Source organism: Burkholderia sp. PR2, from assembly GCF_052372875.1.
Classification (GTDB): Bacteria; Pseudomonadota; Gammaproteobacteria; order Burkholderiales; family Burkholderiaceae; genus Burkholderia; species Burkholderia diffusa.
In genome coordinates, this window is record NZ_JBQRWH010000001.1 from 363058 (window position 1) to 382028 (window position 18971).

Sequence of the window (18971 nt, forward strand, 5' to 3'; positions counted from 1 at the left end):
CCGGTGCGCCCGAGCACTGACGCGCGTTGTCATCGAAGCGCAATGTCTTCGAGCGACGCTCTACCCGAGTCTTCACAACTTGCCTCTGCCGATCGGCTTCGCGATGGCGATATGCAACCGACAAGCCATTCATTCGAGATCGCGCAGGCAGGGCCATTCGGAAGTATTTGGCTATCGCCGCGATGAGAAATTTTTATAGCGCGCCGCTGGTCCGTTTTGCTCCCTGCTTCGTCTTTAGTAGTGAAGCCTGATCGATAACAACGTCAAGGCTCACTCACATCTTTGCAATGACAGAGAGGGGACAATGAAGAAATTAAAGCAGCCTGCAGCAAGGGCGTTGACCAAGCATGTGGCGGCTATCGTCGTCGGAATGGCGAGCATTCCGTTGTACGCGCAAACTTCAGTCAATTTGCCCGCGCAGTCGCTTTCCGCTACGCTGTCGCAGCTCGCGCGCGAGGCCGGCGTCAATATCCTCGCACCCGATAACATCGTGGCGGGCCGCACCGCGCCGGCGGTGTCGGGCATGCTGACCGTGAATGACGCGTTGGCGCGCCTGTTGAGCGGTACGGGGCTGCGTGTCGAGCAAGTGGACGCGAAGACTTACGTCATCAAGCGGTCAGAACCACCGCCTTCGCCGAGCAAATCGAAGTCTGGAAATGACTCAGTACTGCCGACGATTACGGTCAGTGAAAGCACGAGCACTGCCAGCCTCGATAAGGGTTTCGTCGCCGATTCGACCAGCACGGCGACGCGCACCGATACGCCGATTTCGCAGACCGCGCAGTCGATTCAGGTCGTCACGAAGGACCTGCTCAACAGCAAGCAGACTCAAACGGTGTCCGAGGCACTCGCCAACGTGAGCGGTGTCACGGTGCAGGACTGGGGTAACGGTGCTCAAGTCAGTGTCCGGGGCTTCACAGCGGCCACGATGAGCAATGGCCACAACGATACGGGGTCCAGCAATTCGCTGGATATTCCGGTGGCAGGGGTGGAAAGAATCGAAGTGCTCAAAGGCGCCGACTCCATTCTTTCGGGGGCCATGGTTCCGGGGGGCGTGGTCAACATCGTGATCAAAAGACCGACCGCCGAAACCGTTCGGCAGCTGACGCTGCAAACGGGCTCCTACGGCGACTGGATGAGCTCGATCGATCTGGGTGGCGCACTGACGAGTGACAAGTCGCTCCGTTATCGGTTCGTCTTGTCCGCCGAGCGTGCCGGGGAGTCCTTCGGCGGTTACGACGGCCAGAGAAACTTCTACGTCGCGCCGTCGATCGAATGGAAATCGGGTAACACGGACATCGTTCTCGGCTACCAGCATCAGGTGGTCAACAGGCCGCCGATACAGCTGACACAACCTCGGGTCGGCGACGACCCGCTGCCGGTCCATTCGCGCAGCACGCCGTCCCAGAATTCGTTGGGCCAGATGGACACTCTGTCGGTCGATTTTACGCAGCAACTCGGATCGATCTTCAAGTTCGAAAGCAAGGCGCAATACCAGGAGTCGAGCTTCTCTCTGCGTGATTTCTATGATCCGATTGGCCTGGGATCCGGAAAGACACTTTTTCTGGGCTTCAATTCGCGCTCGCGTTCATATGGCTTCGACCTCGACAATCATCTGCAGGCGAAGTTTTCTTTGGGCCCGGTCAAGCAAACCGTTCTCGTGGGCGTGAGCAACAGCGACTATTGGACAGATTTCACCAGTTTGCCCTTGCGGTTTTTCATTGCCCCATTCCCTGACGCTTCGGCACCGCCCATTACCGGGACGCCGCGATATTCGGGCAGCCCCGTCAAATCGTACTCCAGCACGATCTACTTCCAGGATCAGATTACCTAGGACAGGCTGCATATCCTCGCGAGCATCGCTCGCGGGACGGTATGGGACACCAATACAACCTCTCAATCGCAATGGTCGCCGAACCTCGGCATCCTTTACCAGCTCACTGATAGCGTTGCCGTCTATGCAAACGCGTTGCGCAGTTTCTACCCGCAATATGGAACGCTTCTGCTGGATGGCAGTGTACCGCCTCCACAAATCGGGCGATCGGTCGAGGCAGGCTTCAAGTTCAACTTCTTCGACGATCGCCTGAGCGCGACCGCCGACGTATTCAGAACGGCGCAAAGCAACGTCCTGGTTGGCATTCCCGGCACAAATTTCTCCACGCTCGGCGGCGGCATGGTGGTACGCGGCGCAGAACTGAGCGTCACCGGCCGTCTGTTACCGGGGTTGAACGTTTTCGCGAACTACACCTTTAGCAATCAGCAGCAAATCACGGACGGTTTTAGCGAAGTGCCGCGTCATAGCGGCGCGATCTGGATGACCTACGACCTGCAGGGCGAGCGTTTGCATGGATGGGGGGTGGGCGCGGGCGTCGAAGCGCGCAGCGGCTATCAATTGTCGGACTCGCGCTTCGGGGTATTCAAGGCTCCGGGGCAAGCGCAGACCGATGCGAGCGTGTATTACCACACGAAGCAATGGACGGCGACCCTGGGCGTCAAGAACCTGTTCAACCGCACCCTCTATCAGAACCAGATGACTTCAGCGATTGTTGGCCTGCAGCCGGGCCGACTGATTTACCTGACCGGACGCTATAACTTCTGAGGCATGTCGTGGATAGTTCGCTCGTATTGCCGTCAAGGTATACATCCGGCCCCGCAGCAGTCGGCCGAGAGGCTCGTATCGGTTATGGCCGACCTGTCGCAGTGGGCGTGGCAGTGGCGCTTCATGCATTGCTGCTGGTCGCGTTCTGGAAGGCCGACGTCCATCTCGACCTGCATGCCGGGAAGCTCACGTCGGCCGGATCGTCGATCAGCGTGACGCTGGTGAACACGCCGCAACCGACCCCGACGCCCGTTCCGCCGCGGCCACCCGTCAAGCCGGTGACGCGCAAGCCGCCCGTGCCGCACCGCGCGCCCGTGCTCGCCACGCATCACGACGCACCGCGTGCGGCCCAGGCGGCGACTCCGCAAACGCATGAACCTGATCCGCCGGTGCCTACGCCGCCCCCCGTCCAACCCGTCGAGACAAGCGCAAAGAGCGCCCCGTCGGCGCCGCCGGCGGCAGCGCAGATGATGGCGCTCGGGAACGGGCAGGATGCCAAGAGCGTGGCGCACGTTTCATGCGACATCGAGCGGCCGCCCTATCCCGCGCGTGCACGCCGGTTGGGTCACGAAGGCAAGGTCGTCCTTCGCGTGACGATCGGTATGGACGGCCGGATCACGGAGGCGACGACCACCGAATCGAGCGGTTTCGAAGAACTCGATGCGGCCGCGCGCGCCGCGATGCTCGCCGGGCATTGCAAGCCTTACCTGGAGAACGGGACGCCGATCGTCGTTCGTGCGCTTCAACCACTTGATTTCAGATTGGACAACTGAGCTGCGAGCAGCTCATCGAGGAGTACAGCAATGAATTACGGAATCGCAGACATCCTGAATCGCGGTGACATGATCAGTCACGCCATCGCGCTGGTTCTGATCGTGATGTCGCTGACGTCGTGGGCGGTCATGCTCTACAAGGGCGCGCAACTAATCCGCATGAGAAGGCAGAGCAAGGCCGCCGAGCAGAGATTCTGGCAGGCGGGTTCGATCGAGGAAGGGTGTGCGGCACTCGGTCGCTTCGACAACAGCAACCCGTACCAGAATCTCGCGGAGGCCGCGCGTGAAGCGTCGGAGCGACACAACGATACACACCTGAAGGAAGTTCTCTCGCCGGACGACTGGCTGCAGCGCAGCCTGAGCGTGGCTCTCGAAGAGCAGGTTGCGCGAATGGCGAGCGGACTGGGGGCGCTTGCGTCGGTCGGCAGCACGGCGCCGTTTGTCGGCCTGTTCGGCACCGTGTGGGGGATCTATCACGCGCTGCTCGGCATCAGCGAGGCGGGGCAGAGCAGTCTCGCGCAAGTGGCCGGGCCCGTCGGAGAATCGCTGGTCATGACCGCGTTCGGCCTGTTTGTCGCGATCCCGGCCGTGCTCGGCTACAACGCGGTGTCTCGCGGCAATCGCATGATCGTCCACAAGCTCGCGCGTTTTCGGCACGAATTGCACGCTTACCTGATGAACTCGGACCGTCACCGCACGGCTTCCGTTCGTGTGCATATTGAGCAGAAACGCGTCGCAACGGTCGAGGAGAGCTGACATGGCGTTCTTTGATGACAGCCAGGACGACGTTATGAGCGACATCAACATGACGCCGCTCATCGACGTGATGCTCGTGTTGCTGATTGTGTTCATGGTGACGTTGCCGGTGATCAATCACGCCGTCAAGCTCGACTTGCCAAGTGCGAACAGCAGTCCGAACGATACGCGGCCCGCGCACGTGAGCTTGTCGGTCGACGCGAGCGGGACGGTTCTGTGGGACGAAAAGCCGATCGAAGCCGATGCGCTGGATGCCAGGCTGACTCAGGCGGCCGCTCAGCAACCGCAACCGGAGATCGAGCTGTACGCGGACCGGGCCGCGCGCTATGAATCGGTGGCCGACCTGCTTTCCGCGGCGCAGCGCGCCGGTCTCGTGAAAATCGATTTCGTTACGCAGCCGAAATCCAAATAATGTGAGGAATATGAACGATGTCAATTCTTGATACGACCGCCGCGACGCTGCTCGACGACGTGTCGGGTGAAACAGCCGTACTCGTGGATTTCTGGGCACCGTGGTGCGGACCTTGCCGCGCGCTCGCGCCTCATCTGGATCGGCTTGCGAAGGACTACGAGGGGCGACTGAAGATCCTGAAGCTGAACATCGACTCCGAGCCGGACGGCGGAAAGAAATTCGGTGTGAGGGCGATTCCGACGCTGATCTTTTATGCGAACGGCAAGGAGCACGACAGGCTGACCGGACCGTCGACCATACGGATGCGCATGACGATGGAGAAATGGTTCGCGCAATGCGGACTGGAGACGCCGGAATCGGCCGCGAGCGAAGCCGGAAACAACGAGCCGGAGGCCGCCGCGGTCGATACACCGGCCGTGGAATGGTGCAGCTTCGGCGGCGATGAAGCGCACAAGGATAGATGCATCAGCCGCTATCACGAGCTTTCGGACGCGCAGCGCGGAAGTGAGCGCGTCCAGGAACCCTCGACGCGGCTGGCAGGCGACCGGGGTCAGTTCGAGGAGGTTGTCGGGGTACCACGGCAGTTCGGGGACCTCGTCGATTCGATCTGGAAGTTCCTGAGCAGAGTCAAGGACGGTGCGGAAGAAGCCGATGCGACGGCGCTGAAGATCTTCCACGCCATTCCGGTGGGCGCGAATCTCGCGCGCGCCACGACCGACGTTCTCCATGAACTCGTTTACCACTCGCGCTGGGAGATCACGCAGTACTTCACGGGTGAAACCGAACGCGACATCGTGTTGCACATCAAGGCAGCGCACGCGCGCGAGCTCGCCGGCGAGAGGATCGCGGCAAAGGAATGGGAAGCGTTGCAGCGCGCGGCCGTGATGCTGGGCGTCGGTGACGGATCGGCCGACCTTGAGGCAAGCCAGATGCTCGAGGGATTGGCCGGGCCCATGTCGAACTGGTCGGCCAGTGGGAAACTCCACATGATCCTGAAGTACGTGAATCGGGAGCTTCGCCGCACGGCCGATTGGCGTGACGACGAAGAGCAGAAAATCACCGCGATGATCGAACGCGCTACAGAACAGGTACTCAGCGAGATCGGAAGTGCGCCGAGCGACGACGCCGCAGCGCGGGCGGTTTGGGTGTCTGCCTTCGTGGAGCGCCGCGGGGCATTCATTCAACAGTGCCGGGAGCAGGACCAGGACCTCTGGAAGCGATACGACGTCGTCAGCATGGAAAGCGTGCGGCAAGCCGCAATCGTCTGTGCGAATGTGGCGGAATCCCTGTTGACGTGGCTGAGCGCGAACGCTCCCCGTTCTGTTTGAACCTCTTTCCTTCCTTCGATTATTCATGATCTCTGTCGATCCCTCCTTGCGCAATCTGATTGTCGCAAAGGACATTCTGCTGACGCCCTACGGCGTCGACGAGAGCCTGCTCACGCGCACGATCGCCGACATCTTCACGCATCGCGTCGACTACGCGGACCTGTACTTCCAGGCACGCCGCAGCGAAGCATGGCGCCTCGAGGAAGGCATCGTGAAATCGGGCAGCTTCAGCATCGACCAGGGCGTCGGCGTGCGTGCGGTCGCGGACGACCGCACCGCGTTCGCGTTTTCCGACGATCTCTCGCCCGCGGCGATCGCGCAGGCGGCCGCGGCCACCAAGGCGATCGCGGCGGCCGGCGGCGGCATGCAGAAAGTGACGGCGGACGCGTCGCTGAAGAGCGTGACGGGCCACGACCTGTATCTGCCGTCCGATCCGCTCGCGTCGCTCGACGCGACGGCCAAGGTCAAGCTGCTCGAGCGCATCGAGCAGATGGCGCGCGGGCGCGACCCGCGCATCACGCAGGTGATGGCAGGCCTCACCGGCGAATACGATGTCGTGCTGGTCGCGCGCAGCGACGGCGCGCTCGCGGCCGACATCCGCCCGCTCGTTCGCGTGTCGGTCACGGTGATCGCCGAGCAGAACGGCCGCCGCGAGAGCGGCGGCGGCGGCGGCGGCGGCCGCTTCGACTACGGCTACTTCACCGACGACGTGCTGTCGCGCTACGTCGATGACGCCGTGCACGCGGCGCTCGTGAACCTCGACGCGCGCCCGGCGCCCGCCGGCACGATGACAGTCGTGCTCGGGGCCGGCTGGCCCGGGATTCTGTTGCACGAAGCGATCGGCCACGGCCTCGAGGGCGACTTCAACCGCAAGGGCTCGTCGGCGTTCGCTGGCCGCATCGGCGAGCGAGTCGCCGCGAAGGGCGTGACGGTGGTCGACGACGGCACGGTGCCGAACCGCCGCGGCTCGCTCAACGTCGACGACGAAGGCAACCCGACGCAGCGCACGACGCTGATCGAGGACGGCATCCTGACGGGCTACATCCAGGACACGCTGAATGCGCGCCTGATGAAGATGCCCGTCACCGGCAATGCGCGGCGCGAGTCGTACGCGGCGCTGCCGATGCCGCGCATGACCAACACGTACATGCTGAACGGAGACAAGGATCCGCAGGAAATCATCGCGTCGGTGAAGAACGGCTTGTACGCGGTCAATTTCTCCGGCGGCCAGGTCGACATCACGAACGGCAAGTTCGTGTTCTCGGCGTCCGAGGCGTACATGATCGAGAACGGCAAGATCACCTACCCGGTCAAAGGCGCGACGCTGCTCGGCAGCGGCCCGGAATCGCTGAAGTACGTGAGCATGATCGGCAATGACCTGTCGCTCGACAAGGGTCTCGGCACCTGCAGCAAGGAAGGCCAGGGCGTGCCGGTCGGCGTCGGCCAGCCCACACTGCGGCTGGACGAGGTGACGGTCGGCGGAACGCATTAAGCCAGGATCGATGCGGCTTGCGTCGACGAACTTTCGCGCCCGATCAATGTACGAATAAAGACATGTTCACTGCCACCACGCAAGCGGACCCGAAGGACTACAGTCTCAACGGCCGCTTCTTTCGACGTTTCATCGACATATCTCGCCCCTACTGGACGAGAGCCGGAGCATGGCGCTCATGGCTGGCGCTCGGCACCTTCATCGCGTTCTCGCTGTTCGAGATCCTGCTTGGCGGCAAGGTCTCGATCCTGACCAGACAGATGAGTGACGCACTGGTGGGGCGCCACGAGCTGTCTTACTGGCGCCTGTTCTTGCTCGTGACATCGATTGGCCTGGTCATCAACAACGGCATCCTCAGTCAGTTCTTCGATTTCCTCTACACCCGGCTCGCCATCCACTGGCGAGCATGGATGACGAACGACCTGATGGCCCGGTATCTGGGGGGGCGGACGTACTACCGGATCGAACAGGATGGCGACGTCGACAACGTTGACCAGCGCATTCAGCAGGAAACGGGGCCGTTCTGCAACATGGCGGCGATGTTGCCGCGCATCGCCATCTACTCGGCCGGTACGTTGGGCATCCAGGGCTTGCTGCTTCGTCAGATTTCCCCGCTCTTGTTCTACGGCGTCATTGCCTACGGCATCATTTCCGCCGTAGTGACGTGGCTGCTGTACCGGCCGCTCATTCGCCTGAATTTCGACTTGACCGTTTCCGAGGCTGAACTTCGTTTCGGTATCCTGCATGTCAGGAACAACAGCGAGACGGTCGCGCTTTACCGCGGCGAATCCGCCGAGGCGCGCAGCGTGGCGCGACGGCTGGACAAGGTCGTGGACATCTCGATGGGTACCGCGCGCTACGCTTTCATCATGCGAACGACCGAGTCGCTGGTCGGTGTCGTCTGGACGCTGTTGCCGGTCGTCATCCTCGTGCCGCTTTACTTCAGCGGCAAGATCAGTTTCGGCGTGGTGACGCAAGGAACGGCTTCGGCAACGCTGCTGCTTCAGGGCATCCAGCGCGTGACCACGTTCATGCCGATATTCGCGTCCGCCGCGCCCCACGTGGTGCGGCTTGCCCAGATCGTCGAAAAGGCGGACGCAGTGAACGCGGGTCATGGCGATCGCGCGGGGGCCATCGCTTATCAGGAAGGCGACGCGATTCACCTGACACGTCTTACGCTCCAGACGCCGGGTCGGGAGCGCACGCTGCTGCGAGGAGTGAGCCTGGGAATCGGCTGGGGCGAGCACTTGCTGATCATGGGGCAGACCGGCGTCGGCAAGAGTTCGTTGCTCCGTGCCGTGGCGGAACTGTGGCGAACGGGCAGCGGGACGATCACGATGCCGCCGCCGCAGGATGTGTTGTTCCTGCCGCAACGTCCGTACATGCTGTTGGGAAGCCTGCGCGAGCAGATCCTGTACCCGGAGACGGAAAGCACGCATACCGATCAACAGCTCCAGGCCTTGCTCGAGCAGGTCAATCTGCCGGATCTCGCGCGCAGGCATGGGGGATTCAATACGGTGATCGATTGGTCGAGAGTGCTGTCGTTGGGAGAGCAGCAGCGGATCGGCTTCGCACGCGTACTGGCAGCGCGCGCCCGTTACGTGTTTCTCGACGAGGCAACGAGCGCTGTGGACCTGGCCACCGAGCAAACGCTGTATCGGGCACTTGCGCTGGGCGGTGCGACGTACGTCAGCGTAGGCCACCGCGATTCGCTGCTGGCGTACCACCAGAATGTGCTCCGGCTTCAGGCGGAAGGCGCGTGGCAATTGCTGACGGCCGAACAGGTGCGACAAGAAGCCGATCGCGTGAAGAATGAAGACGCCGCGTGATGGGCGATTCGGCAACCTGTCACGGGCGCCATTCCAAACACAAACGAACGTTCATGAACCAACCTCTACCTGACGTGACGCCAGCGGCTGATCGCATTGCGCGACTGCGCGGCGAGATGGTCCGCGAGGGCATTGCCGCGTATCTCGTGCCGTCCACCGATCCTCACCTGTCCGAGTACCTGCCCGAACGCTGGCAGGCGCGCCGCTGGCTGTCCGGTTTCACGGGCTCGGTCGGCACGCTGGTCGTGACCGCGGATTTCGCGGGCTTGTGGGTCGACAGCCGTTACTGGGTGCAGGCCGAAGCGGAACTCGCCGGCACGGGCGTCCAGCTGATGAAGATGACGGGCGGCCAGCAAAGCGCGCCGCATGTCGACTGGCTCGCTCAGAACGTGCCGGCCGGGGCGACGGTCGGTGTCGACGGTGCCGTGCTCGGCGTCGCGGCGGCACGCGCGCTGACGGCCCGGCTCGCCGCGTGCGGCATCGTGCTGCGCACCGATCTCGACCTGCTCGACGCAATCTGGCCCGATCGTCCCGGGCTGCCAGACAACGCGGTATTCGAGCACGTCACGCCGCAGGCTGACACGACGCGCGCGAGCAAGCTCGCCGAGGTGCGCCGCGCGATGCGCGCGCAGGGCGCGCAATGGCATTTCGTGTCGACGCTCGACGACCTCGCGTGGCTGTTCAACCTGCGCGGCACCGACGTCAACTTCAACCCCGTGTTCGTCGCGCACGCGATGATCGGCAGCGATCGCGCGACACTGTTCGTCGCCGAAGGCAAGATATCGCCGGCACTGGCCGCGGCGCTCGCGCAGGACGGCGTCGAGGTTCGCGCGTACGATGCCGCGCGCGCATCGCTCGCGGCGCTGCCCGACGGCGCGATGCTGCTGATCGACCCGCGCCGCATGACGTTCGGCACGCTCGAGGCGGTGCCGGCCGGCGTGAAGCTGATCGAGGCCGTGAACCCGTCGACCTTGGCGAAGTCGCGCAAGACGGCCGTCGAGATCGAGTGCGTGCGCGTGACGATGGAACACGACGGCGCCGCGCTCGCCGAATGTTTCGCATGGTTCGAGCAGGCGGTGAACCGCGAGACGATCACCGAGCTGACGATCGACGAGAAGCTCACGGCCGCGCGTGCACGGCGCCCCGGCTACGTGCAGCCGAGCTTCGCGACGATCGCCGGCTTCAATGCGAACGGCGCGATGCCGCACTACCGCGCGACGCCCGAGTCCCACGCGACGATCGCCGGCGACGGCCTGCTGCTCGTCGATTCGGGCGGCCAGTACACGACCGGCACGACCGACATCACGCGCGTCGTGCCGGTCGGCACGATCAGCTACCTGCAGCGCCGCGATTTCACGATCGTGCTGAAGTCGATGATTGCGCTGTCGCGCGCGCGCTTTCCGCGCGGGATCCGCTCGCCGATGCTCGACGCGATCGCGCGTGCGCCGATGTGGGCGGCCGGGCTCGACTACGGTCACGGTACGGGTCACGGCGTCGGCTACTTCCTGAACGTGCACGAGGGTCCGCAGGTCATCTCGCACTCCGCGCCGCCCGAGCCGGATACGGCGATGGAGGAAGGGATGATCACCTCGATCGAGCCGGGCGTGTACCGGCCCGGCAAGTGGGGCATCCGGATCGAGAACCTGGTCGTGAGCCGCGAGGGCGAGCAGACGGAATTCGGCGACTTCCTCGCATTCGAGACGCTGACGCTGTGCCCGATCGACACGCGCTGCGTGCTGATCGACCTGCTGCACGACGAAGAGCGCGCGTGGCTGAACGCGTATCACGCGACGGTGCGCGAGTGCGTCGGCGGGCTCGTGAGCGGCGACGCGAAGGCGTGGCTGGACGCGCGCACGCAGCCTGTCTGACGAAGCCAGCCGGTTCAACACAAGAGGAAGCGTCACGTCGCCGACGGTGACTCGTGACGACACGTCGCAATTAATACGAGACAGTGGAACATGGAAGCCAACCTGAACATGCAATCGAATGAATTTCTGCATTCGCAAGACGAATTCAACCAATATGCGGCCGACATCCTGGCGCACGCCAAGGCCGTCGGTGCGACCAGTGCGATGACAAGGATCACGGAAGGCAGCGGCTTTTCCGTATCTGTTCGGCGTGGCGCGACCAATACCATCGAACACAAGCGCAGCAAGAGCGCCAGCGTCATCGTCTATGTCGGCAACAAGCAGGGTACGGCAACCACGTCCGATTTATCCCTGGCGGCCCTGAAAGATGCGGTTGCCGCCGCCTATCATATCGCCAGCGCCACGGCCGAGGATGCGGCAACCGGGCTTGCCGACGACGACCACCTCGAACATTCGCCGCGCGATCTCGACCTCTACCACCCGTGGCCGCTGTCGATCGACGGAGCGTTGGAAATCGCGCGCCGGGCCGAGGACGCCGCGTTTTCGGTTAGTCCGCAGATCCAGAATTCGGAAGGCGCGAGCGTCGACACCATGAACGGGCACTTCGTGCTCGCCGCGTCGAACGGGTTTCAGGGCGGCTACGCGTCGTCGAATCACTCGATCTCTTGCAGACCGCTGGCGGGAAGCGGCAGCCATATGCAGACGGAATCCTGGCACACGTCGGAGCGGCGGCCTCAGGATCTGGCGTCGCCCGAATTCGTGGGTCGTTACGCAGCGGAGCGCGCCATTGCGCGTGTGCAGCCGCGCCCCCTCGAGACCGGAAAGGTTCCCGTGCTGGTGGAGGCGCGGTTGGCGGCGGGGTTGCTGATGAATTTCGTCCAGGCGGCAAGCGGTGGTGCTCTGTCCGCGAAAGCGTCTTTCTTGGTAGGCAGTCTCGGGAAGGAGATCTTCGCGCCGCACATCCGTATCGACGAGGATCCGCATGTGCCAGCTGCGATGGGAAGTGCGCCGTTCGATGGCGAGGGCGTGAGGACGCGGCAGCGTCGCGTGGTGCATGACGGTGTGATCGAAGGCTACTTTCTGTCGTCTTACACGGCACGAAGACTCGGCATGCATACGACCGGCAACGCGCACGGTCCGCATGGCCTGTCGCTGCGTAGCACGGCAACCATGCCGGGTGACGATCTCGACGGCATGCTCGAGCGACTTGGGACCGGGCTCCTGCTCACGTCGATGATCGGACAAGGTATCAATTTGGTGACCGGAGACTATTCGCGAGGCGCCGCCGGGTTCTGGGTCGAGAACGGCAAGATCCGGTACCCCGTGGAAGGCATTACAGTCGCCAGCACGCTGCAGCAGATGTTCAGGAACATCGTTGCGGTGGGAAGCGATACGTTTACGGCTGGCGCGTTGAAGTCGGGCTCGGTGTTGATCGAAGAAATGACCGTGGCCGGACGATGAGCGGTTTCGTCGAGATCGGGTCGGCTCGCAGGACGTTGCCTGGACGATTGGTGAATGGCCTTTCCGAGCTGCGTGGAACGGGGGTAGCCTTCGTCCGGCAATTTCCTGGACGGTGATCCATGCGTGATTTCCATAGCCGAGCTCGCCAATCCAGTCTGAGGAAACGCGCTCGAAAGATCGATTGCATGCCGCTTCCCCGACATGTCAGGGATAGTCTGGCGCTCGAATATCATCTTCAACTCGAAGCACTGAGGGCGGGCGTTGGGACGTTGACGTCGCTGCAATTGCTGACAAGAGTGGCACTTGCCGCCGAGATGTTGCGATCGTTGGGGTATGGCGCACCGGAAACGCGGGGATTCCGTGAGTACGAGGCCGCTGCATGGAATGCGCTTCAGGCTGGGCGGGATGGAGAGATCAAGTTCGGCGACCACACCTTTCGGTTATTCGCCGAACTGGTGACGGAACATGATGACCAACTGGCTCGTGCTCCCGTGAGCGCGATCGAGGCCGTCGCGAATCGACTTGAATCGGCAAGTCGCCGGGCGTGACACTGGGCGGTCTCAAGAGTCAAGTGCAACGATTAGCCAATCCAGCGGTGACCCTGCCTCGAATCCACGTACAGCAAGAAGTTTGTAAGCGCTAAATCTGCCACACGTCGTTAGGCCGCGCGTTACCGGGTAACATGTTTCAGATTGATTGTTACCGGGTAACGAAGGAGGTGCGGGATGACACAAACGACGGCACAGCGGCAAGCAGCTTATCGGGCAAAGCGGGAGACGGCAGGCAAGGACGGCAACGGTGACCGGCGTCTGGATATGTGGGTCAGTACAGAAGCCTCTCTTGCTTTGACACGGTTGGCTCGCCGTTACTCGGTAACGAAGCGTCAGATGCTGGAACGGCTGATCACGCGGGCCGACGACGCGATCGTGCGCCGTAGAGCGAAATAAATCTGTCACTCCAGAATCCCGCCGATCTAGGCATCCGGACCCTGAATTGACGACTTTATTGGCGGTCTTACCAAAATAAAGTCGTCAATTCGCATATGTCCGGATTAAATTTGTCTACATGAACGCCCCCCTTTGCGCCGGACTTTCGAGTCTTCGAAAAACAGGATGGGCTGCAGCTCTACATTCGGCCTTGTTGCAGCCTGATTTGCTGCGGGCCCCTATGAAATCCGCAGACTCACGCCTCATTCAATTCGCGAGCTTTTCAGGCTCAGACAAATTTTCAGGCTTAGTGAGTCCCAGGTCCTACCTGTTTTGTCATCACACTCGAATGCCACCGCAACTTTTGACGTTCCACCCCTTCAGCACAACTTTCAGACAAACCAGAGAAATCAGGCTGGCTTAGCGCTTTCGTAGTCCTTCCGGTAGGGCCGTTGATGTGCCAGCATCGCCCAGATTATTCGGGCAAGCTTGTTGGCCATCGCGACGATGACGACGTTCAATGGACGCCGCTGTTTCATCTGCGTCACCCATGGACCTGGCTCTCTCACTCGATAGATGATGCTCCGCGCGCCGTGAACGAGCAAAGTCCTGAGATAGGTATCACCTCGTTTACTAATTCCCTGTAGCTCGATCTTGCCGCCGGAACCCGACTGTCCTGGGACGAGACCGAGCGTAAGCGGCCAGCCAACCCGTCTTGAGTTTGGCCGAGGCGCTTGGGAGTATCGTGTCCACTTAACGAATAAGCGGACACGTGAACACTATCGAATCGGAATCACTCCCCGAGCGTCGTAGGCGGCAACGCTACAGCGAGGAATTCAAGGCGCAGGTGGTTACTGCCTGCCAGGGAATCGGCGTATCGGTTGCGGCGGTCGCGCTGGAACACAGGCTCAACGCGAATCTGCTGCGGCGCTGGATCGATCAGGCGGAAGGTCGACTTCCCAAGAAGCCGTTGGGCCGTCCACTGGCCACGCCAGCGTCGCTGCCGGCCTTTGTGCCGTTGGCATTGGGAACGCCGAGTCCGCATTCGCCAGAGATCCGCATCGAGGTGCGCCGGGGAGATCAGTCGATCACGGTGAGTTGGCCGGTGTCCGAGGCAACCCAGTGCGCCGCGTGGCTGCGTGAGTGGCTGCGGTGATCCGTGTCGACGAGATCTGGCTGGCGGTCGATCCGCTGGATATGCGCGCCGGTTTCGATACGGCCTTGGCGCGCGTGGTCAAGGTGTTCGGCGCCGCTCACCCACACCATGCCTATCTGTTCGCCAATCGGCGCGCCAACCGCATGAAGGTCCTGATTCACGACGGGATCGGCATCTGGCTGGCCGCGCGACGCCTGAACCAGGGACAGTTCGCCTGGCCGCACCTCGGCAGTGAACCCAAGCAGCGTGCCTTGACGCACGAACAGCTGGCCGGCCTGGTGCTGGGCTTGCCGTGGCAACGCATCGGCGAGGACGGTGTGATCCGTGTCGTCTGAGCCCGGCGCGCCGTAAACAGTTGCGCTTCCGCCGTCTGCAGGGTTCTGGCAGACTGGCCCGCATGAACTTGCCTGCCGACCTCGACGCACTCAGCCCGGAACAGTTGCGCGCCCTGACAGCGCAACTGATGGCCGAGGTTGAGGCGAAGGACCAGAAGATCAAGGAGAAGGAGCGGGAAGCGAGTGAACGAGACCGGGAACTACGCTACCGGCAGACTCGTATCGATCAACTCACCCACGAGGTCTCGGTCCTCAAGCGCCAGCAGTTCGGCCGGCGCAGCGAACAGCTCAAGGCGGGCGGCGGCGCGATCTGGAATTGTGCGCGGTCCTTGCCGTCGATCCAGGCCGGCGGACGGCCGCGGCTGATCCACGTCGCACCGGTTGCGGGATCGCGATACCGCGCGCGAGCGGGTTGGTATTTGCGCGCTTTGCTGCGGGCGCATCGCGACAAGGCCGCAGCTCGACGGTATTTCGAAAAATCTATCGACCAGAACGGCGAGCCAGAGACGGTCACGATCGACAAAAGCGGAGCGAATCTGGCTGCGCTCGAGACCCTCAACGCCGAGCGCGACACGCCGATCAAGATCCGCCAGAACAAGTATCTGAATAACATCATCGAGCAGGACCACCGCGCCATCAAACGTATCATCAGGCCAATGATGGCTTCAAGAATTTTCGGTGTGCGCGCATCATCCTCTCGGGCATCGAGCTCATGCATATGATTCGCAAAGGCCAGATGAAAGGGGACGGCGTTGAACGCACGGTAGCGGCACAATTCTACGCGCTGTCGATTTAAGCCATCCTACGTATATGGAGTCGTGCTCGATCCTCCGTCCTTATCACGACAAAACCCAGGAATCCGCACGTGCACGCGGACGCCAGCGCGATCGGGCAAGAAAAAAACCCGACCGAGAACGGTTAGGGTTCGTGTATTGGTGGAGAAAAGGGTACTGCCGAAAACACGTGTCTTCGCACAGCATGACCGTCTAGAAAGCGTCAGTGAATCTCGCTGTCTTCGTTCAACAGCCACGACGGGAGATCCCGCTTGCCGTTAAGCACGCGCCAGACTTCGACGTGATCCGTGCGCTCAACGTAGAAGATCACATGCGGGTAGCGATCAAGTGGCCACGATCGCAGGCCTGGTATGTCCAACTGGTACGCGTAACGAGGAGAACCAATGTTCGGGTGTTTAGCGAGATGAGCGTACGCCTGCTCGATCTCCGCGATGAATCCGAGTGCTGCCTGTTCCGAGTCTTCGTCTACGAGATAGTAGGTCAGCTGGTCTTCCACGTCCCGCCTGGCCAGCCTCGTCGGCATGACGGGCTTTGTCGTCATTTGCGCGACGTGCGGACGCGGGCGCGCAGCGATTCGAAGTAGTCAGAATCGACCGGATCCGCGAGGCCCGACGCCGCCCCCTGCAGGATAATTCCGCGCAGGCGCTTGCGATCTTGATCTTTACGGATCAGTTCGCGGACGTATTCGCTGCTCGTGCCGTAGCCGCACTGGCCGACCTGCTCGTCGACGTATTCCTTCAGCGAATCGGGGAGGGAAATGTTCATGGTACCCATGCGGAACAGTCTATCAGGCTTGGCAAATTTTGCCAAGATCAGGGCATTGTGCAAGTGTGCCTAACCAGTCCAGATGGTCAAAACAGGTATTTGATGCCTTGTCACGGTTGCCAGTGAGGGAGTAAATCCACTGGCAAGAGCATGTAGCGCGGCAGGGTCACCGGTCGAAAACGTCAACTCTATTTGACATAATTAACACTGACGCCGGAAAGTCTGTAGTAACTATAGGGAATCTCAAGTTTGGCAAGCGTGCCAGTTCCTGTCATGCGAATGTACGCCCCCGATTGCTTGGGCAGGGCGCTGGAATCCGGAAGCGCCGGCCTGATGCAGCCAACAGTCCAGACGCTGCTGGAGCACGCAACTGCGACAGCGTTCGAGAACATTTCCTATCGTATGATCATGCCGACGCAATGCCGAATTTTGTCTAGGAGCCGCAGCTCGCGGCATTAGCAGGGTGGCCGCGCCGCGCACTCTCCTCTGGATTACCACTCTCGTTTTTCCACACGCCTGCGTCGCCCGCGCCGTCGAAGCGATCGTAGAGCATCTTGTGACCCGCTTCGTGGTATGCGGTGTTTCGGAGCTCTCTGGCTACTATCTGCTCTTCCGTGAAATCGATCATGTTCGTTGAGTGTCGTCGGTGCTGTTAGACCACGGTATTGCTCGGTGAAAGGACTGCGGCGCCGAAAGTGAAGGGATGCTAGAAAAGCCAGCCACCGCATCGGACGCCTGGCCACAACGATTGAAAGGAATTTGTTTGTATTTGAGTGCATGTGGGCAGATAAATAACATTATCGGTCCATCATCATTTTTGCTCTAAACTGGCAATCATGAAAACGCGTGAGGCTCTTCCCGTCGACGGCACGGGCCCTGAGTTCCCCAACGAAGCGGAGCTCGCCGCATTGCGCGGCTGGTACGCCGGCCTCGACGCACGGACTGCCGTTGCCCGCTACCTGGGCGACCGCCGGCAAGCCGGTGTGTCGTCGCGCGGTATCCTCGGCCGTATCCGCCGGCAACTCGTCGCGTTCGCCGTGCAACGTCACCGCGAGGACCTGGCTGCCGTCTTTATCGACCGCCCGTCGAAAGCGTCGGCCGACGGGGTAGCCCGTGCGATTGAAACGCTGCGCAATCTACTCGTGCCGACCCCGGTGATCACCGACACGCTCGAAGCTTGGTTCCCGCCGCGCATCGTCGCGGCGCTGGTGGGCCGCCATCACCGGACTCGGCATTGCCGGCGCGCGCCGCATCGAGGCGTTCTTCGCCGCCCATCCGGCGCTGACCGAACGGGCGCGGGCGCTGATTGTCGCTGCGCCGACCGGCAATATCGTGCCGTGGGAGCAACTGCGCGTGCCGCACGACGTTGACGGCTCGCAGGGGCAGTTCCGGGCACCGCAGGCCGCTTGCCTGTTGAACGCGTCGAACGACTACGAGGCGATCCAGTCCTGGCTAGCGCTGCATGAGTCGGTTGCCACGCAGCGTGCCTATCGCAAGGAGGCGGAGCGGCTGATTCTGTGGGCGATCGTCGAGCGCGGCCGTGCGCTATCGTCGCTCAATACCGACGACGCAATCGCGTACCGGGGCTTCTTGCGAAAGCCGACACCGCGTGAGTGTTGGGTCGGCCCGTCTCGGCAACGGCACCGTGTCGAATGGCGACCGTTCACCGGCCCGCTCTCGGCGCGCTCAGCGGCATACGCACTGAACGTCCTATCGGCGCTGTTTCGCTGGCTGGTCGAACAGCGCTACGTGCTCGCGAATCCGTTCGCCGGCGTCAAGATCAAGAGCCAAGCGCAGCGTACAGGATTGGACGTTTCCCGCGGCTTCTCGGAAGGTGAGTGGCTGCTGATCCGCACGCTCGCTGACGGCCTTGAGTGGTCATACGGCTGGAGCGTACCGGCCGCGCAGCGCCTGCGGTTCCTGCTCGACTTTGGCTACGCCACCGGTCTACGTGCGAGCGAACTGGTCGGCGCAACGCTCGGCGACGTCCGTCGCGACGAGCACGGCGATCACTGGCTGCATGTGCTCGGCAAGGGCGGCAAGCTGGGCAAGGTGGCGTTACCGTCACTCGCCCGGACCGCGCTCGACCAATACCTCGTCCAGCGAGGACTTCCGGTCACGCCGAGTCGCTGGAACCCGGCGACGCCGTTGATTGCGAGCCTCGATGCGGACCGCGGTGGCATTGAAAGCACGAGGCTGTGGCGTGTGCTGCGCCGATTCTTCGTGCTGGTCGCCGACGCGATCCAGGATGAGCGGCCAGCGACGGCCGAGAAGCTGCGCCGCGCAAGCCCCCATTGGATGCGGCACACGCATGCGTCGCACGCGCTTGCGCGAGGGGCTGAGTTGCTCATGGTCCGCGATAACCTGCGCCACGCGTCCATCTCGACGACGTCAACCTATCTGCATAGTGACGAGGTGCAGCGGGCCCGCCAGTTCGATCTGGCGTTCAGCGCGGCTGCTTTCAAGCGGTAGTCTGT

General features: G+C 62.2%; 17 protein-coding genes and 4 pseudogenes. 17 read left to right on the top strand and 4 right to left on the bottom strand.

Annotated elements, in window-relative coordinates; all coding sequences use genetic code 11:
- Positions 1-304: 304 nt before the first annotated feature.
- The 12 genes from ACT2FV_RS01570 (at position 305) to ACT2FV_RS01625 (ending at position 13465) form a co-directional block, all read left to right on the top strand.
- The gene (locus tag ACT2FV_RS01570) at positions 305-1834 is read left to right on the top strand and encodes a TonB-dependent siderophore receptor (protein WP_444503042.1); all 1530 of its coding nucleotides are present in this window, start codon (positions 305-307) and stop codon (positions 1832-1834) included.
- Between the two features lie 24 nt (positions 1835-1858).
- Positions 1859-2599, top strand: coding sequence for a TonB-dependent siderophore receptor (locus tag ACT2FV_RS01575; protein WP_444503889.1), 741 nt, complete (start codon positions 1859-1861; stop codon positions 2597-2599).
- A 128-nt stretch (positions 2600-2727) separates the two neighbouring features.
- Entirely contained in the window at positions 2728-3372 is a 645-nt protein-coding gene (locus tag ACT2FV_RS01580) for an energy transducer TonB (protein WP_444503043.1), read from the top strand.
- A 30-nt stretch (positions 3373-3402) separates the two neighbouring features.
- Positions 3403-4128: a MotA/TolQ/ExbB proton channel family protein gene (locus tag ACT2FV_RS01585; RefSeq protein ID WP_444503044.1), complete on the top strand. Its 726-nt coding sequence runs from the start codon at positions 3403-3405 to the stop codon at positions 4126-4128.
- 1 nt (position 4129) lies between these two features.
- Entirely contained in the window at positions 4130-4540 is a 411-nt protein-coding gene (locus ACT2FV_RS01590) for an ExbD/TolR family protein (RefSeq protein ID WP_444503045.1), read from the top strand.
- A 17-nt stretch (positions 4541-4557) separates the two neighbouring features.
- Positions 4558-5868: a thioredoxin family protein gene (locus ACT2FV_RS01595; protein WP_444503046.1), complete on the top strand. Its 1311-nt coding sequence runs from the start codon at positions 4558-4560 to the stop codon at positions 5866-5868.
- Positions 5869-5893: 25 nt separating this feature from the next.
- Positions 5894-7360 carry a metalloprotease TldD gene (tldD, locus tag ACT2FV_RS01600; protein ID WP_444503047.1) on the top strand — a complete coding sequence of 489 codons (1467 nt, stop codon included), beginning with the start codon at positions 5894-5896 and terminating at the stop codon, positions 7358-7360.
- Between the two features lie 62 nt (positions 7361-7422).
- Complete coding sequence (locus tag ACT2FV_RS01605; protein WP_444503048.1) at positions 7423-9189, top strand: ABC transporter ATP-binding protein/permease; 1767 nt, start codon at positions 7423-7425, stop codon at positions 9187-9189.
- Between the two features lie 53 nt (positions 9190-9242).
- Complete coding sequence (locus ACT2FV_RS01610; protein ID WP_444503049.1) at positions 9243-11057, top strand: aminopeptidase P family protein; 1815 nt, start codon at positions 9243-9245, stop codon at positions 11055-11057.
- Between the two features lie 90 nt (positions 11058-11147).
- Positions 11148-12518 (top strand): metallopeptidase TldD-related protein, encoded by a 1371-nt coding sequence (locus ACT2FV_RS01615; protein ID WP_444503050.1) that lies wholly within the window; start codon positions 11148-11150, stop codon positions 12516-12518.
- Between the two features lie 185 nt (positions 12519-12703).
- Positions 12704-13066: a Fis family transcriptional regulator gene (locus tag ACT2FV_RS01620; RefSeq protein ID WP_444503051.1), complete on the top strand. Its 363-nt coding sequence runs from the start codon at positions 12704-12706 to the stop codon at positions 13064-13066.
- 177 nt (positions 13067-13243) lie between these two features.
- Positions 13244-13465 (top strand): hypothetical protein, encoded by a 222-nt coding sequence (locus ACT2FV_RS01625; RefSeq protein ID WP_444503052.1) that lies wholly within the window; start codon positions 13244-13246, stop codon positions 13463-13465.
- Positions 13466-13854: 389 nt separating this feature from the next.
- On the opposite strand, the pseudogene ACT2FV_RS01630 reads toward ACT2FV_RS01625, so the two are convergent.
- Positions 13855-14136: pseudogene (locus ACT2FV_RS01630) on the bottom strand (transposase); the annotation flags it as partial.
- 80 nt (positions 14137-14216) lie between these two features.
- Between ACT2FV_RS01630 and tnpA the strand changes: the two are divergent.
- From tnpA to ACT2FV_RS01645, 3 genes and pseudogenes are all read left to right on the top strand, one after another.
- Positions 14217-14600 carry an IS66-like element accessory protein TnpA gene (tnpA, locus tag ACT2FV_RS01635; RefSeq protein WP_444503053.1) on the top strand — a complete coding sequence of 128 codons (384 nt, stop codon included), beginning with the start codon at positions 14217-14219 and terminating at the stop codon, positions 14598-14600.
- Entirely contained in the window at positions 14588-14935 is a 348-nt protein-coding gene (gene tnpB, locus ACT2FV_RS01640) for an IS66 family insertion sequence element accessory protein TnpB (RefSeq protein ID WP_148092775.1), read from the top strand. The genes tnpA and tnpB overlap by 13 nt, the downstream gene beginning before the upstream one ends.
- Positions 14936-14997: 62 nt before the next feature.
- Positions 14998-15231, top strand: a pseudogene (locus tag ACT2FV_RS01645) (IS66 family transposase); the annotation flags it as partial.
- Here ACT2FV_RS01645 and ACT2FV_RS01650 read toward each other — a convergent pair.
- Positions 15162-15449, bottom strand: coding sequence for an H-NS family nucleoid-associated regulatory protein (locus tag ACT2FV_RS01650; protein WP_444503890.1), 288 nt, complete (start codon positions 15447-15449; stop codon positions 15162-15164). The pseudogene ACT2FV_RS01645 and the gene ACT2FV_RS01650 sit on opposite strands and share 70 nt — an antisense overlap.
- Between ACT2FV_RS01650 and ACT2FV_RS01655 the strand changes: the two are divergent.
- Positions 15331-15731, top strand: a pseudogene (locus ACT2FV_RS01655) (DDE-type integrase/transposase/recombinase); the annotation flags it as partial. The gene ACT2FV_RS01650 and the pseudogene ACT2FV_RS01655 sit on opposite strands and share 119 nt — an antisense overlap.
- A 200-nt stretch (positions 15732-15931) precedes the next feature.
- Here the strand turns inward: ACT2FV_RS01655 and ACT2FV_RS01660 are convergent.
- Both ACT2FV_RS01660 and ACT2FV_RS01665 read right to left on the bottom strand, forming a co-directional pair.
- Entirely contained in the window at positions 15932-16270 is a 339-nt protein-coding gene (locus ACT2FV_RS01660) for a type II toxin-antitoxin system RelE/ParE family toxin (protein WP_444503054.1), read from the bottom strand.
- On the bottom strand, positions 16267-16503 hold the full coding sequence (locus tag ACT2FV_RS01665; RefSeq protein ID WP_133188681.1) for a type II toxin-antitoxin system ParD family antitoxin: 237 nt from the start codon (positions 16501-16503) through the stop codon (positions 16267-16269). Before ACT2FV_RS01665 ends, ACT2FV_RS01660 begins: the two co-directional genes overlap by 4 nt.
- Positions 16504-17330: 827 nt before the next feature.
- Between ACT2FV_RS01665 and ACT2FV_RS01670 the strand changes: the two are divergent.
- Positions 17331-18966: pseudogene (locus ACT2FV_RS01670) on the top strand (tyrosine-type recombinase/integrase).
- The last annotated feature ends 5 nt before the right edge of the window (positions 18967-18971 follow it).

Bases quoted from the DNA above. Each gene is read 5' to 3' on its own strand.
- ACT2FV_RS01570 (WP_444503042.1), top strand. From the start codon at position 305: ATGAAGAAATTAAAGCAGCCTGCAGCAAGGGCGTTGACCAAGCATGTG.
- ACT2FV_RS01585 (WP_444503044.1), top strand. From the start codon at position 3,403: ATGAATTACGGAATCGCAGACATCCTGAATCGCGGTGACATGATCAGT.
- ACT2FV_RS01590 (WP_444503045.1), top strand. From the start codon at position 4,130: ATGGCGTTCTTTGATGACAGCCAGGACGACGTTATGAGCGACATCAAC.
- ACT2FV_RS01595 (WP_444503046.1), top strand. From the start codon at position 4,558: ATGTCAATTCTTGATACGACCGCCGCGACGCTGCTCGACGACGTGTCG.
- tldD (WP_444503047.1), top strand. From the start codon at position 5,894: ATGATCTCTGTCGATCCCTCCTTGCGCAATCTGATTGTCGCAAAGGAC.
- ACT2FV_RS01605 (WP_444503048.1), top strand. From the start codon at position 7,423: ATGTTCACTGCCACCACGCAAGCGGACCCGAAGGACTACAGTCTCAAC.
- ACT2FV_RS01610 (WP_444503049.1), top strand. From the start codon at position 9,243: ATGAACCAACCTCTACCTGACGTGACGCCAGCGGCTGATCGCATTGCG.
- ACT2FV_RS01615 (WP_444503050.1), top strand. From the start codon at position 11,148: ATGGAAGCCAACCTGAACATGCAATCGAATGAATTTCTGCATTCGCAA.
- ACT2FV_RS01620 (WP_444503051.1), top strand. From the start codon at position 12,704: ATGCCGCTTCCCCGACATGTCAGGGATAGTCTGGCGCTCGAATATCAT.
- ACT2FV_RS01625 (WP_444503052.1), top strand. From the start codon at position 13,244: ATGACACAAACGACGGCACAGCGGCAAGCAGCTTATCGGGCAAAGCGG.
- ACT2FV_RS01660 (WP_444503054.1), bottom strand. From the start codon at position 16,270: ATGACGACAAAGCCCGTCATGCCGACGAGGCTGGCCAGGCGGGACGTG.
- ACT2FV_RS01665 (WP_133188681.1), bottom strand. From the start codon at position 16,503: ATGGGTACCATGAACATTTCCCTCCCCGATTCGCTGAAGGAATACGTC.